At 54.5% G+C, this 14,093-nt stretch carries 14 protein-coding genes; 4 read left to right on the top strand and 10 right to left on the bottom strand.

What is annotated here, in order from left to right; genetic code table 11:
* Positions 1-73: 73 nt before the first annotated feature.
* From acs to ACZ1G5_RS12510, 6 genes are all read right to left on the bottom strand, one after another.
* Positions 74-2,032: an acetate--CoA ligase gene (acs, locus tag ACZ1G5_RS12535; RefSeq protein ID WP_472733160.1), complete on the bottom strand. Its 1,959-nt coding sequence runs from the start codon at positions 2,030-2,032 to the stop codon at positions 74-76.
* A gap of 247 nt (positions 2,033-2,279) precedes the next feature.
* Complete coding sequence (locus tag ACZ1G5_RS12530; protein WP_472733159.1) at positions 2,280-2,504, bottom strand: DUF1127 domain-containing protein; 225 nt, start codon at positions 2,502-2,504, stop codon at positions 2,280-2,282.
* A 153-nt stretch (positions 2,505-2,657) separates the two neighbouring features.
* On the bottom strand, positions 2,658-3,485 hold the full coding sequence (locus ACZ1G5_RS12525) for a hypothetical protein (RefSeq protein WP_472733158.1): 828 nt from the start codon (positions 3,483-3,485) through the stop codon (positions 2,658-2,660).
* A gap of 76 nt (positions 3,486-3,561) precedes the next feature.
* Complete coding sequence (locus ACZ1G5_RS12520) at positions 3,562-5,850, bottom strand: glycosyl hydrolase family 28-related protein (RefSeq protein WP_472733157.1); 2,289 nt, start codon at positions 5,848-5,850, stop codon at positions 3,562-3,564.
* A gap of 111 nt (positions 5,851-5,961) precedes the next feature.
* Positions 5,962-6,363 (bottom strand): DUF4864 domain-containing protein, encoded by a 402-nt coding sequence (locus ACZ1G5_RS12515; RefSeq protein ID WP_472733156.1) that lies wholly within the window; start codon positions 6,361-6,363, stop codon positions 5,962-5,964.
* A gap of 74 nt (positions 6,364-6,437) precedes the next feature.
* Positions 6,438-8,012 (bottom strand): lysine--tRNA ligase, encoded by a 1,575-nt coding sequence (locus ACZ1G5_RS12510; protein ID WP_472733155.1) that lies wholly within the window; start codon positions 8,010-8,012, stop codon positions 6,438-6,440.
* Between the two features lie 82 nt (positions 8,013-8,094).
* On the opposite strand from ACZ1G5_RS12510, the gene ACZ1G5_RS12505 reads away from it, so the two are divergent.
* Complete coding sequence (locus ACZ1G5_RS12505) at positions 8,095-8,541, top strand: tellurite resistance TerB family protein (RefSeq protein WP_472733154.1); 447 nt, start codon at positions 8,095-8,097, stop codon at positions 8,539-8,541.
* On the opposite strand, the gene dacB is transcribed toward ACZ1G5_RS12505, so the two are convergent.
* From dacB to ACZ1G5_RS12490, 3 genes are all read right to left on the bottom strand, one after another.
* Positions 8,542-10,008 (bottom strand): D-alanyl-D-alanine carboxypeptidase/D-alanyl-D-alanine endopeptidase, encoded by a 1,467-nt coding sequence (dacB, locus tag ACZ1G5_RS12500; protein ID WP_472733153.1) that lies wholly within the window; start codon positions 10,006-10,008, stop codon positions 8,542-8,544.
* The gene (locus tag ACZ1G5_RS12495) at positions 10,008-10,601 is read right to left on the bottom strand and encodes a nicotinate-nucleotide adenylyltransferase (protein ID WP_472733152.1); all 594 of its coding nucleotides are present in this window, start codon (positions 10,599-10,601) and stop codon (positions 10,008-10,010) included. The genes dacB and ACZ1G5_RS12495 overlap by 1 nt, the downstream gene beginning before the upstream one ends.
* Before the next feature lie 108 nt (positions 10,602-10,709).
* The gene (locus tag ACZ1G5_RS12490) at positions 10,710-10,898 is read right to left on the bottom strand and encodes a hypothetical protein (protein ID WP_472733151.1); all 189 of its coding nucleotides are present in this window, start codon (positions 10,896-10,898) and stop codon (positions 10,710-10,712) included.
* Between the two features lie 185 nt (positions 10,899-11,083).
* Here ACZ1G5_RS12490 and ACZ1G5_RS12485 point away from each other — a divergent pair, with 185 nt between their 5' ends.
* From ACZ1G5_RS12485 to ACZ1G5_RS12475, 3 genes are read left to right on the top strand one after another with little or no spacing between them, the layout of a single operon-like run.
* On the top strand, positions 11,084-12,016 hold the full coding sequence (locus ACZ1G5_RS12485; RefSeq protein WP_472733150.1) for an aldo/keto reductase: 933 nt from the start codon (positions 11,084-11,086) through the stop codon (positions 12,014-12,016).
* On the top strand, positions 12,013-13,083 hold the full coding sequence (locus ACZ1G5_RS12480; RefSeq protein ID WP_472733149.1) for an NAD(P)/FAD-dependent oxidoreductase: 1,071 nt from the start codon (positions 12,013-12,015) through the stop codon (positions 13,081-13,083). The genes ACZ1G5_RS12485 and ACZ1G5_RS12480 overlap by 4 nt, the downstream gene beginning before the upstream one ends.
* Positions 13,080-13,787: a GNAT family N-acetyltransferase gene (locus ACZ1G5_RS12475; RefSeq protein ID WP_472733148.1), complete on the top strand. Its 708-nt coding sequence runs from the start codon at positions 13,080-13,082 to the stop codon at positions 13,785-13,787. Before ACZ1G5_RS12480 ends, ACZ1G5_RS12475 begins: the two co-directional genes overlap by 4 nt.
* 8 nt (positions 13,788-13,795) lie before the next feature.
* Here ACZ1G5_RS12475 and ACZ1G5_RS12470 read toward each other — a convergent pair whose 3' ends face one another.
* The gene (locus tag ACZ1G5_RS12470) at positions 13,796-14,086 is read right to left on the bottom strand and encodes a DUF6958 family protein (RefSeq protein WP_472733147.1); all 291 of its coding nucleotides are present in this window, start codon (positions 14,084-14,086) and stop codon (positions 13,796-13,798) included.
* Positions 14,087-14,093: the final 7 nt, after the last annotated feature.

The raw sequence follows: 14,093 nt of genomic DNA, 5'->3' as shown, positions 1-14,093 counted from the left end.
ACAAGCAATCACAAAGGGTGACAAGTAAGCCCGGCGCGTTTTGCAGCGCGCCAAGACTTGAAATAACTAGGGGTTATCCCTTATTCATCCTGTTTTCGATCAGATCATCGACAACGGACGGATCAGCCAGCGTTGAGGTATCGCCCAGGGCCCCGAAATCATCCTCGGCGATTTTGCGCAGAATGCGGCGCATGATCTTACCAGAGCGTGTTTTTGGTAGACTCGGCGCCCATTGCAACAGGTCCGGCTTGGCGATTGGACCGATTTCGGAGCGCACCCAAACTTCCAGCTCTTTGCGCAACTCATCCGACGGCTCTTCACCATTCATCAGCGTGACATAGGCGTAGATCCCCTGCCCCTTGATGTCATGCGGATAACCTACCACCGCGGCCTCGGCGACCTTGGCATGCGCGACCAAGGCGCTTTCGACCTCTGCCGTACCCATCCGGTGGCCAGAGACGTTGATCACGTCATCCACGCGCCCCGTGATCCAATAGTAGCCATCCTCATCGCGACGACAGCCATCACCGGTGAAGTAGTAGTTCTTGTAGTCGCTGAAATAGGTCTTCTCAAACCGCTCATGATCGCCCCAAACGGTGCGCATCTGGGCAGGCCAGCTGTCCTTGATACACAACACACCTTCGGCTGCCGTATCGTGGATTTCTTCGCCGGATGTCGGTTCAAGAATAACCGGCTGAATACCAAAGAAAGGTAGCGTCGCGGAACCCGGCTTTGTGGCTGTTGCCCCCGGCAGTGGCGTCAGCAGGTGACCCCCTGTTTCGGTCTGCCACCATGTATCGACGATCGGTGCTTTGCCCTTGCCGACAACGTCATTGTACCAATTCCACGCCTCAGGGTTGATCGGCTCTCCCACTGTTCCGAGCACTTTGATGTCGGAGAGGTCGTACTTTTCAACGAAAGCATTGCCCTGCGCCATCAGCGCACGAATTGCCGTTGGTGCGGTGTAGAACTGATTGACTTTATGCTTTTGGCAGACGGCCCAAAAGCGGCCAGCATCCGGATATGTCGGCACACCTTCGAACATCACGGTCGTCGCACCATTCGCGAGCGGGCCATAAACAATATAACTATGCCCGGTCACCCAGCCGACATCTGCCGTACACCAGAAAATATCACCATCGTGATAGTCGAATGTGTACTGATGGGTCATCGCCGCGTAAACTAAGTACCCGCCACTGGAATGCACAACGCCTTTTGGTTGGCCCGTCGAACCGGACGTATAGAGGATAAACAGCGGATCTTCAGCGTTCATTTCCTCTGGCGGACAGTCAGAACTGACGCGCTCTTCCATTTCATGCAGCCAATAGTCGCTCTCGCCCCGCCATGCGATTTGCTGACCAGTGCGTTTGACAACAAGGCATTTCACGTTATCGAAGTCGTGCAACAGCGCCTGATTGACGCTGTCTTTGAGGTTCGTGACACGCCCGCCGCGCGGTGCCCCGTCAGCAGTAATCACGACCTTGGCGTCACACGCATTCACTCGCGCGCCCAAGGCCTCAGCTGAGAACCCAGCAAATACGATCGAGTGGATTGCGCCAATGCGTGCGCAAGCCAGCATCGCGTAGGCGGCCTCTGGCACCATCGGAAGATACAAAACAACCCGGTCGCCTTTGCCCACGCCCATTTCTTTGAGGACATTGGCCATCAGGCACGTTTTTTCGTGCAACATGCGGTAGGTAATGTGAATGGCATCTTCATCCGGGCTGTCCGGCTCCCAGATAATGGCGGTCTGATTGCCACGGGTTTCCAAATGCCGGTCAATGCAGTTGGCGCTGACGTTCAACGTGCCATCATCAAACCATTTGATATCAACGTTGCCGGGTGCAAAGCTGGTGTTCTTTATTCGCGTATAAGGCTTGATCCAGTCGACGCGCTTGCCGTGCTCGCCCCAAAAGGACTCTGGGTCGTTGATTGATGCGGCATACATTGCGTCATAAGTCGCTTTGTCGGCATGCGCGCCCGCAGCCATCTCGGATGATGGCGCATAAGTTCCAGCTGGTTGATCGGTCATGGCATGTCCCCCCAAAATCTTGTCTTTCAACCTTACACTTTTGGCGCAAGGTATCCTCAGGCCACATCATGGCGAAAACCAAAATGAATCCAAGCCATCACGATGCGAGCCTTTACAATTTGTAAAGCCATCGGCGCGAAAACCGCTTATTCCAGTAAAGAGATTTACAACGCAAGAAGGCCGATCATGCGACCGGCCATTTTTTGACTTTGTTGGATCACGAAGAGTAACCCGTTATTTGAACAGACTATCCATCGTGACGGAATGTCATGCTGACGACATCAGCGCGGGTTAAACCCTTGGCCCGCAGCTCATCATCGGAGATTTGTGCAATTGCTTGAAGCGCCTTTGTCCGAGAATTGCTGACCACAGCATTTTCGATCCTTGCGGCGAAAGCGCGAAAAGGCGCAAGCAAAAGCTCAACGATCATTTCGCGGTTGGATATCAAAGTATTGTCGGGACGTAGTGCCATTTTGAGCCTCGTAACTATGCTTATGTCCCCTCCCTGCCTCTTAGCTATGCCTCACGCTGCACTGCGGCAACATCCAGAAATGCAAACCCACCATGCAGTTATTGCATGGTGGGTTCTTTTTCGTGGGAATGACTGTACGTGAACGGTGTGGCTTTAGGATTTCTTCGGCGCAGCGCCCTCTTCCCATGGCGTATCCGGAACAGTAATGTTTTTGGCGCGGCTTGGCGTCTTCGCCTTTGGCGTTGGTGTTGCCGTCTTTGCAGAGGCCTTTGGTTTCGGTGTGTTGACCGCAGCAACCTTCGGTGCTGCCTTCTTCGGTGCAGCTTTTTTAGCACTTGCCTTCGGCGCTACTGCTTTTGGTGCAGATTTCACAACAGCAGGCTCTGCAGCCTTTGGTGATTTCGCCGGAGTTGGCTTTGCTGGGGCCGCCTTTGCGAGCTGAGCCTTTGCCTTCGGATGGCTCGATTTGAACGTCGGCTCAACCTTCTTCTCAACCGGCTGAGCCGCAGGTTTAGGAATAGCCGTCTTTTTCACAAGCTTTGGCGCTTCAGCAGTTTTTGCGACGACAGGCGCTTTTTTCGGCTTTGCCGACACCGCTTTTTCCGTGGGCTTTGGTGTTGCAGCAACCTTTGTCGCTGGCGTGGCTTTCGCCTTCGGGGCAGATTTCGCCGCAACTTTTTCAGCTTTGGGCTTAGATGCAGCCAGTTTTTTGACCGTCTTCTTTTTCGCAGGAGCGGGCACAGGATCTGAGGCAGCAAACCCGTAGTACTGTTGCAACATTGCGCGTTGCGCCACTGAAGCTTGGTCAATCACAACATCGGCGAGGCGCATCTGCTGTACAATAACGGCACTGGCGGCATGCATTCCTTGCGCAGCAAACGAGATGGTGAACGCAGGTGTCATGGTAGTTCCCTTTTGGCTGTTTTTGGATTCCCCAAGGTTGTAGCTTATTTCTTTCGGCAGTGCAGCATTTTTCTGCAATGCAGCATAGGTAAAGAATTACCAGGCAAAAAGGGGCGCCCGACCGGCGCCCCTCTTGTCAATGTAGACCGACGCTTTAGTCGGTTTGATCCATCCGCACCGAATAGCGCACCTGGCCTTTGACCGGACCGCTCCAGTTCAGGTGCACATCACGAAAGTCACTGCCTTGTTCGCCCTCAGACCACGGCAGATCATGCACCCGATTGCCGCCGCTGTCTGTGATCGCCCCATTGGGCATCACACTTTCCACACTCAACGCCCGCCCATCAAAGGGCAGTGCCGTATCGGTCTGCATGACCCATGTTGTCGCCTCTGTCTGTTGGTCATGCGACAAAGAGGCCGGGTTCGACACAGGCTCGTTCACGTTGTGAAAGGTATTCCCGGAAAAGACGAAACTGCGGGTGCGGGCATAATCCAGGTCAGCAAAGGTCGTGCTCACGCTTTCAACCCGGTCGATCCGCCCGTTGAGGGACCGAAACACATTGCCAACCACGGCAAAGCCATTGATGAAATGACCGGGACCGTAAGGCTTGATCACAATGAAATTAAAGAAATCAGCCACATCGTTTGTCGTAAACATATTCCCTGTGATGGTCAGTCCCCCAAAAGAGAATTGCGCACCAAAGGCCGGTGAACTGTCATGCTCGTTCGTCCACTCAATAAAGTTGTTGTCGCAATAGTTGCCGGTGAAGATACTCTTGGGGTTCGGCAATGTCAGGATGATCCCGCCCATACGGACACCGTTCACTTCATCGTCACCATGAAACCAGTGATTGCCCGCGATCAGGTTTCCTGACCCTGCGAGAACGCAAAAGTGCTTGAACTTGCTGGTGCGATTGTCGCGGATCTTGACGTCATTGGCATTGGCGTTGAAGCCAATACTGACACGCGCCGACACCGGCACATCTTGTTCGGCAGAAATCAGATTGCATCGGTCAAGCATCATCCCCTGACAACCGCGTCCGGGCGAGGTGATCCCACGATCCTTTGGTCGGTTGATGAAGCAATCCCGCACATGAAACGTAAAGCCATCAGGTGCCATCAGAATGCCACTGGCAATCCCGCGGCCCTGGAACTCGATATCTGACAGGTTGAACTGGCTAAGCTTTTCGTAACCGGAAAAATCGATCATGTATTGAAAACGGGTGAAGGTGAAAACCTGGCTACCCTCTGCATCGAAAAGCGGCCGGCTCAATTCCAGCGTTTGTGCACTTTCGTTCACCGAGGTCACATAAATCTCGCGACCAACACCATTGCCTTGCACCAGTGATCCGACCGGGATGCTTGCAATATTCACCACGTTGGTCAGTCGATTATCGTCAGTGACCGCATATGACGCTTGCGAGATCACTTCAACAGTGTCCCATGCAGCCCCTTCAGCGGGTTGAAACTGACCGTTCCGAATGACGCGGCGGGTTTCAAAACGGGTCCGTGTGGGATCGGCTGCCTGCATATCCACCGGTTCGGTCAGCAACACCCGACGACCGCAAAGATCAAGAGAATCGTGGTCGGCAAAATTGATCAGCGCTTGGTATGCTTTCTTGAATGCCAACTCTTCATCCTGAAAAGCCGCCAGATAGCTGTCATAATCATATTCTTGCTGCAGGATAAAACGATGCTCTGGCGCTTGGATGATCCGGCCCTGAAATCGCACCGGATTTTCCATCGTCACGTTGCTTTGCAACAAATAGTCCCCCGCAGGAACCATCACCGTGCGACCACCAGCCGCCGCGTCTGCGGCATTGAATGCAGCGCTGTCATCCGTGACACCGTCACCTTTCGCACCATAGTCCCTGACATCAACCAAGCCCACCAAATCACGCGTGAAAACCGATGAGACGTCACTGATAGTGATGTCATCCACACGGACGACGCCCCCGGTCGGACCGGTTAGATCAATCCCAAAGTGGCCATATTGAGCACCGGTCCAAATCAGATCAACGCCGCTGCGATCAGCGGTTGCGACAATCGCCGATACCTCAACCACCTCGCCATATGTTGTCAGTTGGACGGATGGACCGGCTTCGACCACACCGGTCAGTTGCGCACCGCCGCCCTGACCAGCCCAGCCCGAGATACTGACCGCAGGCAATGCGCCAGCGATGGCTTTGACCTTTGCCTTTATTTGCAGATAGCAGCCAGGCAGGATCGGTGTTTCACCCATATAGCGCACGCGTGTTGTCTGATCAGTTTTGACAAGCTCCAGACAACCAGCAAAGTCCTGATCTGCCGCAACAAAAACACCTGATCCACTGAATGCGTAGGAATCTGAACCGGGCGTTCCGTCCGTCGCAGACCAGAGCGCCAGCCCTGCTGAGAATGGGAGCGGGTCAAAGACGATTCCGTCGGTAATGGCTTTGTTCATGAATAGGCCTCTGCATGTTGTGAAAACAAAAAAGGCCCAGCGCGAAACTGGGCCACATGCTCAAGTGCTACTCAAATCATCTAAAGAGGGTCTGACAGGACCGTGACGGTGCTATGCCCCGACATCAGGGGCTGGCAATAATTGCACGCCATTGATCTGCCAACCATCCGCCGTTTCAATCATCTGATAGTCTAAAATATGCAGACCACCCTGCGCGTCGCGCACCATAACCTTTTGCCAAAGGTTTCCGGCGACATCGCGCAGTTCCAGAAACCTTACATCGGCATTGTCCCACACCATCGGATAGCCTTGCTGAACCATCATCCCAAAGTTGCCAGGATTTCCAAACAGACGTTTGATATTGGGGCTGGCGTATTGCCACGCCTCCGATACATCGCGGTCATTGAAGGCCTGAAGCTGGTTCCCAATCACGCCTTCTATGGCGTCTGCGTCCTGTGCAACGACAGAAGTTGCGGCAAACCAAACTGCCAAAACGAAAGCTGCAATGCGCATTGTCAGTGTCTCCTCAGAATATCCATATCAATAGATACGGATGAAAACGCCGACCAGTTCTATTATTCTGCGCGTTACGTCTTGTCTGCCAGTCGCTGTTCGATCAGCGCAATCGTTTCATCCACGCCGTAAAGTGCGATAAATCCGCCAAAACGCGGACCCTGTGATGCGCCTAAAAGCACCTCATAAAGCGCCGTGAACCAGTTCCGCAGCGGATCGAATTCATGCTCTTTGCCGACGGCGAAAACCATTGTTTGCAGCTCTTCGGCGTCCAAACCGCCTTCCCAAACCTTGAGCCGTGCGGCCAAGTCGGCCAGCGCCGCGCGTTCCTGATCTGTGGGCGCGCGATAGACTTTTGCTGGTTTCACAAAGTCATTGTAATACTGCACGGCAAAGCCCGCAGCCTGATCCATCTGCGGGTTCTTGTCCGCTGACGCCTCTGGCGCATAGCGCTGGATAAAGGCCCAAAGCGTGTCCTTATCTTCGGCCCCTGAAACAGACGCGAGGTTGAGCAACATCGCGAAAGGCACAACCATGTCAGACGCAGGGACATTGTGCCCGTGAATGTGGAACACCGGGTTGTTGGCGCGTCCAGCTTCATCCTGCGTGGCATAGGCGCGCAACTGCTGGTGATATTCATCAACCGCCTTGGGGATCACATCAAAATGCATCCGCTTAGCTGTCTTGGGCTTGAGGTACATGAAATAACTCAGGCTTTCAGTCGACGCATAAGTCAGCCATTCATCAATCGAAATCCCGTTGCCAGACGACTTTGAAATCTTCTGACCGTTCTCATCGAGGAACAGTTCATACGAAAAGTGGTTCGGTTTTTTCCCGCCCAAAATCTCGCAAATTCGGTCATAGATCGCAGTATTCGTGGCGTGCTCCTTACCATACATCTCAAAATCGACGTCGAGAGCGGCCCATCGCGCACCAAAATCCGGCTTCCACTGCAATTTCACATTGCCGCCGGTCACAGGCAGCGTCCATTCACGACCGTCAGGGTCGTCAAAGGTCACTTCGCCCTTCACACCATCAACATGCTTCATAGGCACGTACAGGACACGGCCTGTTTCTGGATGAATGGGCAGAAAGATCGAATAAGTTCCCTGCCGTTCCTCTCGCAGCGATTTCAGCATGACGGCCATGATGTCATCGTAACGCGCGGCAGCACGTAACAAGACCTCATCAAACTGCCCCGTCCGATAAAACTCGCGGGCAGAATAGAATTCGTACTCAAACCCAAAGGTATCCAAGAACCGGCGCAGCATCGCATTGTTGTGGTGGCCAAAGCTTTCATGCGTCCCAAAAGGATCGGGCACAGATGTCAGCGGCTTGTGCATATGTTCGGCCAGCATGTCCTGCTGCGGCACATTGCCGGGAACTTTGCGCATACCGTCCAGATCATCGGAAAAACAGATCAGCTTGGTCGGAATGTCGGAAATAACACGAAACGCGCGCATAATCATCGTCGTGCGCAAAACTTCACCAAATGTCCCGATATGCGGCAGGCCAGACGGACCATAGCCGGTCTCGAACAGGACAAAGCCCTTTTCAGGTGCCTTTTTTTCATATCGTTTGAGCAAAGCGCGCGCCTCTACAAAGGGCCAGGCCTTCGACGTCATCGCCGCTTCACGCATACTGCTCATGTTTCATCTCGCATCAAAAGGGCCGTCATTATGATGGCCGCAACGCGCACTCCCTATTGCGAGACAGGCAAGGCGTCAATAAATGTGGAGCGTAACAAAGGAATTGATCATGCTCGAAGACGCCCCCATGACAGCGCAAGATGCGCTCGCCGCTCTGATGATTGCCGTATCGGCATCGGACGAGCATATCCGCACGGCGGAACTGGTGAAAATGAGCAATTCAATCAACAACTTGCCTGTTTTTGCGGGTTACGACGCCGAACGGCTACCCCGGATGTCAAAGGTCGTTTTTGAACTGCTAGAGCAGGAAGACGGTCTTGCGGCCCTTTTTGGCCTGATCCGCGATGCCCTGCCAGACCACCTTTATGAGACCGCCTATGCGCTGTCTTGCGATGTTGCGGCCGCCGATGGGCGCGTTGGGGGCCAAGAGGTGCGCATGCTGGAAGAGATTCGCGAAGAGCTGGAACTCGATCGCCTGCATGCCGCCGCAATCGAACGCGGCGCGCGTGCGCGTCATATGACACTTTAATTAAACCCGCCTAAAAACCAGATGTTTTAGCACATCCTGTTGCAAACGCCGCGCGCGGCGGTTCCAACCCCGCGCGCCCGGCGGTGACTCATCGCCCTGCCGTTTTCCCTCTGCGCGGGCGGCAAGATCTGACGCAAAAATCGAAAATGCCAGATTGCGACCGCTCTTTGTTGTCAAATAGCCCGCAAGCGTGGATACAAAGTTCAACGTGCCCGTCTTAGCATTTACCGAAACCAGCGGGTCATCAATGACTTTGTCATCGTCACCGACGAGTTGGATATCACGCATGATAGGACGCAAGGTTGGCATCACATCTGGTGCGCTAAGCAACCGCACCATATCGAGCGGCGATATGTGTGACTGGTCTCCCAAGCCGGAGTGATCAACAAAGAAGGGTGAAATCCCCCCTGCCCGCATGTCGGCCCAACGCCCCATGCCAAAGGCGGACGTGCGCAAGCCGCGCTGCTGTCCAACACGATGAGCGGTGGCTGAAAGGCCCGCAGCCTCGGCCGTGATATTGGTCGAAAACCGTAACATGCCTCGCATCATTTCCCGCAAAGGCGCACTTTCCATGCTCGCCAGCAGCGTCCCATCAGGTAAAACGTTAGTTTCTCTTGGCCGCTTGAGCACAATACCGTGACTGCGCGCGAAGGTCGCAAATACCTCACCAGCATAAAGGGCAGGATGCCGGACCGGTAACCAACGCGAACCGGCATTGTTGAGCGCGCGACGCGCAACCGTCCACTGATCCACATCGCCTGCATCTTGGTAGGTAAAAACTGGCGTTGCACGGTCTACGATATTGATCCGGGCGGTGGTCACCACAGGACGATAGTTTTCGCTGCGCGCATCCATCGCGGTGACATATTCTTGGTTTTCCCGCCGCCATTCAAAGTGAACGCGGTTGAAATTCAAATTGAGCCCAGTAACCGTTGGATTATATCCAAGGTGATCCAACTGGCCGGCATCAATTTCATCAAGGTTAATGAGCGCGTTGTCCCAAACAAGGAACTCTCCCTTGACCTCGCGCAGCCCAGTATCCTTCAATCGCTGTGCAAGATCGGCCAACTGATCGGTCACAAGATTGGGGTCTCCACCCCCGACAACAATCAAATTACCATCCAATATGCCGTCTTCTATCGTTCCGTCAGCAAGAATGCGCGTATTATATCGATACTCCGCTCCAAGGGTTTCTAATGCATACAGGGCAGTAACAGCCTTTGTAACACTGGCCGGCGGTTGTACCTTTTCTGCAAGAATGTCTTCCAGCACCTCTCCGCTTTGCAAGTCAACGACCCTGATCCCCACGTCGCCAGAGAACCCTTTCCCTGCAACCATCTTGGCAATCACTTCTTTGTCGGGCGTCCGCGCGATTGGCCGCATCGAGGTAAGCGGTGCCTCCGCCATAGCGTTCGTCGCCAATGTTGAAGCGGCGCCCGCAAGCATGGCTCTCCGCGAAATCTGCATCACCACTCTCCTCGCTGTCGGATCGCAGAGGACGACTGATCGGACAGCGGCATATTCACAAACGCCCAAGCCGGCGCATCCTGTCGGCCCAGAATATGCGCCGCCGCGCCTGGAACTCGCGCCTGAGCATAGACTTTCGCGGCCTTCGAAAGCCGCGCCGAAATTCGATCTCCGGGACGCGCAAATACACCGATGGGTACCGTCTCCATAATCCACTGCCAATCTTGCCAGCGATGAAACTGTGCCAAGTTATCAGCACCCATTAACCACACAAAACGTACGGCGGGATAGCGCTGCCGCAGTGCGACGAGCGTTTGCGCCGTGTAGCGGGTGCCCATTCGCGCCTCGATATCCGTGATCGTGACGCGCGGATGTTGCATAATCGCGCGTGACGCTTGCAGGCGCTCACTCAACGGTGCCGGACCGTTTTTCTTCAATGGATTGCCCGGCGATACCAGCCACCACAACCGGTCCAGCCCAAATCGCTTCAATGCAACCTTGGAAATATGGACATGACCACTATGCGGTGGATCAAAAGACCCCCCCAATAGCCCAATGACCTGGCCGGGCTTGGCTGCCGGAAAACCATTCATGCGGTGAACCCTGACAGGTGAAGATTTGAAACAAGAGATGTCATCAGCGTTCTTTGATCAGGGACAAATGGACTTTGGCGCGTAGTAGCCATTTCAATTATAGAACTGTCAATGCGTTGGCGTCTTATTGGCGCGCAACCGGTAGCGTGTCGTTGTAAGTTGGTTGGACTCTGCACTTGTTTTGCTATCGATGAAACCCAAAGCACGCATATGGCTTCGGATCACAATATCGCCCACAACCGCCAGCTTTCCTCTTCGGTGGTCAGTCGTTACCAGTTTAGCAGCTTCATCAATCAATGAGGCCTCTTAAAATTTCTTTCGTGCAATATCACCGTGCAACCGCAATAACTGTTCATCTGAATGCAGCTTGAATTGCGAAATTTCGGCCTGCTCGTGATAAACTGGAATGACTTCACGCCTGATGGGGCACGTCTTGGTCACAACATCTTTTCAACCCACCACATGCATGCCAAAGTTTGGAAATGACAGTCTTGAGAACGCGCAATGGCGCCCGCCTTTCATCCCTGACTTTCGGCACGATGCAATTCGGCGGAAAAGCAGACCAAACAACCAGTCAGGCGATGTACCAGGCCGCGTACGAAGCTGGCATCAACCACTTTGATACTGCTGTCGGCTATACTGATGGCGCGTCCGAAACGATCCTCGGCAAGCTCATCAAATCAAAGCGCGACGATATCTATCTCGCCACAAAGGTGGGTTATGTCGGCGGTGCGTCGAAGAAAAACATCGCAATCCACTTTGATACGTGTCGCAGGCAATTGAATGAAGACGCAGTCGATCTGCTTTATATGCACCGTTTCGACGACGAAACGCCGCTGGAGGAAACATTCGGCGCACTTGCAGAACTCCAATCGCAGGGGCTGATCCGTCATATCGGTGTTTCGAACTATGCCGCATGGCAAGTCATGAAGGCGCAAACGGTCGCACAATCCTTTGGCACCAAGATCGACGTCATCCAACCAATGTATAGTCTCGTGAAACGGCAATCCGAGGTCGAGATTTTTCCGATGGCCGCAGATCAGGGGATAACCGTCGCGCCGTATTCGCCTTTGGGCGGCGGTTTGCTCACTGGGAAATACGGCATTGGCGGGACGGGACGCCTGACCGACGACCCGCGTTACAAGGCACGCTATGGGCCGGGATGGATGCATGAAACGGCGGGCAAGCTCTCTGAGTTGGCAAAAAATCTGGGCGCTGATGCTGCTACACTTGCGGTGGCATGGGCAGCTCACCATCCCGTCGAACCGTTGCCGATCATCTCGGCGCGATCGGTCCAACAGCTGGAACCGTCCCTTGCCGCGGCAAATTTTGAGATGTCTCCCGAACTCTACGCGCAAATCGCTGCCCTGAGCCCAACGCCTGCACCAGCGACTGACAGGCTCGAAGAGGCATGATCGATTTTCTGATTGTCGGCGGTGGGATTGCGGGGGTCTCGGCAGCTGCACGGCTGTCACAGCTTGGACGTGTTATGCTACTAGAAGCCGAAGATGCGTTAGCATACCATAGCTCAGGCCGCTCTGCCGCGATGTTTGAAGAAAACTACGGCAAGCGATCGACCGTCGCGCTAAACAAATTCAGCCGCGCTTTCCACCAAGATGCTGGTGTCCTGAGTACGCGGGGCTTGATGTTGATCGGGACAGCCAATGACGCCGCTGCGTTTGATCACGACAAAAAACAGATGCGACTGGAGCACGTCAGTCTGCAAGAGGCCAAAGGCATGGTTCCGATCCTTGATGATGCGGTCGTAGACCGTGCGGCATATCATGCATCGGCCTGGGACATCGACACAGATAAACTGATCCAGACATTCGCCCGAATGACGCGCGAAAACGGAGGTACCATCACGCCAAAATCCGCGGTCAAAGGGATTGAGCGATTGGATTTCGGATGGTCAATTGCGACAGATGGGGAAGTCTACGAAGCGCGCAACCTCGTCAACGCCGCCGGTGCTTGGGTTGATCAGATCGCTGCAATGGCGGGCATTTCACCACTTGGCTTCACGCCACTGCGCCGATCAATGGCGCGCATTCCAGCACCGGGCGGACATGACGTGAGCATGTGGCCGATGCTCTTTGGCCCAAATGAAAACTGGTATGCAAAGCCTGATGCCGGCGCACTCATCGTGTCGCCAGCGGATGAGGACCCGACAACCGCGCATGATGCATATCCCGACGACTTGGTGCTGGCCGAAGGGCTGGCCCGCTATGAAGCGCATGTCACCGAACCAGTCACCCGATTGCTCAGCTCTTGGGCCGGCCTGCGCACATTTTCACCTGACCGCACATTGGTTCTTGGTCCTGACAAGGCTGATCCGAAGTTCATCTGGTGCGCGGGTCAAGGCGGCTATGGGATACAGTCATCCCCGGCAGCCAGCCAGCTTTTGGCCGATCTCGTCGGCGGTACGGAGTCAGAGCTCTCATCAGATACGATCGCTGCACTCTCGCCACACAGGTTCACATGACACAGCATAAAAATGAACATGGTCAGCCAGTCGGGGCACCCGTCCCACACTGGACAGGATGCCAGCCATTGCCACGCACACCGATGTTTGGCCGCACTTGCGACGTTGTACCGTTGGAACCGCAGCATAGCGCCGGACTGCACGCCGCTTTCTCGCAGGACGAAACAGGCATACTGTGGACCTACATGCCCAGCGGGCCATTCGACAGGTTGGCGGACTACGCACAGTGGGTGGAAGCGGCATGCAAAAGTCTTGACCCGCTATTCTTTGCTATCATCGACAAAAGCAGCGGGTCACCGATTGGCGTAGCAAGCTATCTGCGCATACAGCCGGAAAATGGCGTCGTCGAAGTCGGCTACATCACGTTTTCACCCGCACTCCAACGGACGCCGATGGCGACCGAAGCCATGTATTTGATGATGAAACGGGCTTTCGTCGAATTTGGGTATCGCCGATATGAGTGGAAATGCGACGCGCTGAACGCGCCCTCACGCCGTGCCGCTGAACGACTGGGTTTCCAATATGATGGATTGTTCCGTCAAGCCTTAGTCTACAAGGGACGCAATCGCGACACCGCCTGGTACTCCGTCCTGGATCAAGACTGGCCAATGGTGCAGGCGGGGTTGGAGGCGTGGCTGCGGCCAGATAACTTCGATGACAAAGGGCGGCAGCGAGCATCATTGCAAAGTCTGCGCGGCGATTAAGGCGAAGGTCAGGCGAGGTGAAATCGTAGCGGTTTGGTATCTTCGCGCACTACAATCCCCTTTGCCTCCAGATCCAGCTGGACGCATTTCTGCCACCAACCAGAGGTCGCGCCATCAGGGAACAAGTCCTGAGGCAAATGCGCTTTCGCGGCTTCTTTTGACTCTTGTGCTGTCATGCCCGGCGCCGCCCTGGGCAACGTCGCAAGCATCGCATCTTTCATGGCGTTGTATTTGGCCTTATCCACATTTGTGGTGCGACCCGGCGTATTGATGTTTTCTACAGTGATCTTGTCAGACATATGCAAA

This window comes from Yoonia sp. JB2-21 (assembly GCF_055693545.1).
This window is presented reverse-complemented; position numbering and strand designations above follow the sequence as displayed.